2 protein-coding genes and 1 pseudogene are annotated in these 1,732 nt (G+C 71.6%); all 3 read left to right on the forward strand.

The features are described from left to right. Positions 1 to 575: ribosome maturation factor RimM (gene rimM / locus ACOADB_RS26755; RefSeq protein WP_378606213.1), on the forward strand; the 575-nt coding region annotated here is incomplete at its 5' end. Beyond that, positions 572 to 1,246: pseudogene (gene trmD / locus ACOADB_RS26760) on the forward strand (tRNA (guanosine(37)-N1)-methyltransferase TrmD); the annotation flags it as partial. The gene rimM and the pseudogene trmD, both read left to right, overlap by 4 nt. Before the next feature lie 135 nt (positions 1,247 to 1,381). Further along, positions 1,382 to 1,729 carry a GNAT family N-acetyltransferase gene (locus ACOADB_RS26765; RefSeq protein ID WP_378606293.1) on the forward strand — a complete coding sequence of 116 codons (348 nt, stop codon included), beginning with the start codon at positions 1,382 to 1,384 and terminating at the stop codon, positions 1,727 to 1,729. The last annotated feature ends 3 nt before the right edge of the window (positions 1,730 to 1,732 follow it).

Below are 1,732 nucleotides of genomic sequence, written 5' to 3' on the forward strand. Positions count from 1 at the left end.
AAAGCATTGACGTCGTCGTCGGCCGGATCGGCAAGCCCCACGGCATCCGTGGCGAGGTGACCGTCGACGTACGGACCGACGAGCCGGAGCGTCGCTACGTCGACGGCGCGGTGCTCGAGGTCGAGCCGCCCAAGGGTTCGGCGTTCTCGGCGCGCAAGCTCACGGTGTCGCGCACGCGCTGGCACCAGGGCGTGCTGCTCGTGACGTTCGCCGAGCTCGCCGACCGCAACGCCGCCGAGGCGGCCCGCGGGTCGGTGCTCCGGGCCTTCGTGTCCGCCGACGAGGTGCCCGAGGACCCCGAGGAGTTCTACGACCGGCAGCTGATCGGCCTCACGGCATACAACCTCGAGGGCGAGGAGATCGGCAAGGTCTCCTCCGTCGTGCACGGCGCCCAGGACCTGCTCCAGGTCCGTACGCCGGACGGCCGCAACACCCTCGTTCCCTTCGTGTCGGCGCTGGTGCCGGAGGTCGATGTCGCCGGTGGCCGTGTGGTGATCGCGGACCGGCCCGGGCTGGTGACGCCGTTCCCCGACGACGCCGACGACGCCCCCGAGGCCACGGAGGCCGACGCGTGAGGCTGGACTACCTCACGATCTTCCCCGACTTCTTCGCCCCGCTCGAGCTCTCGCTGCCCGGCAAGGCTGCCGACAAGGGACTGCTCGAGTTCCACGTCCACGACCTGCGTTCGTGGGCGCAGGACAAGCACCGCCGTGTCGACGACACCCCGTACGGCGGCGGCGCCGGCATGGTCATGAAGCCCGAACCCTGGGGAGCGGCGTTCGACGCCCTCGAGGTCGGGGAGCACGACACGGTCATCTTCACGACGCCGTCGGGCGAACCCTTCAACCAGCGTCTCGCCGAAGAACTCGCCACCCGCGAGCGCGTCGTGTTCGCCTGCGGACGCTACGAGGGCATCGACCAGCGCGTCATCGACCACGCACGTGAGCGCGCCGAGGTCCGGGAGCTCAGCCTCGGCGACTACGTCCTCAACGGGGGAGAGGTCGCGGCGCTGGCCATCACCGAGGCCGTCGTACGCCTGCTGCCCGGGTTCATGGGCAACGCGCAGTCGCTGGTCGAGGAGTCCCACGCCGAGAGCGGACTGCTGGAGTACCCCGTCTACACCAAGCCTGCCGAGTGGCAGGGCCGCGAGGTGCCCGCCGTCCTCCTCTCCGGCGACCACGGCAAGGTGGCGCAGTGGCGTCACCAGGAAGCCGTACGACGGACTGCGGAGCGCCGTCCGGACCTGCTCGCCCCCTCGACGCTCGACGACGGCACCCCGATCGTCCGCGCCACTGCGGGCGACGCCGCAGAGCTCCTCACCCTCCAGCGGGCCTGCTGGGTCCAGGAGGCCCTGGCCAACGACTCCCTCGACATCCCGGCGCTGCACGAGTCGCTCGAGGACGTGCGGACGTGGCTGGGCGAGTGGGACACCTGGGTCGTGCGGCGTGCCGGTCGGCTGGTCGGCGCCGTGCGCGGCCGTCTCGAGGATGGCTCGTCGTGGGACATCGGCCGGATCATGGTCGCCCCCGACCTGCAGGGGTCCGGCCTCGGGCGGGTGCTGCTGGACCACATCCAGGCGGTCGCGCCGGCACGCGCGACGTCGTACGTCCTCTTCACGGGGGCTGACAGCGTCCGCAACCAGCGGATGTACAAGAAGGCGGGCTTCCGGCTGCGCCCGGACCTCGAGGCGCCTCCGGGGGCCGTCGTGCTCACCAAGCGGCGTGCGTGAGCC

The organism is Nocardioides sp. CPCC 206348 (assembly GCF_048654705.1).
GTDB lineage: Bacteria > Actinomycetota > Actinomycetes > Propionibacteriales > Nocardioidaceae > Nocardioides.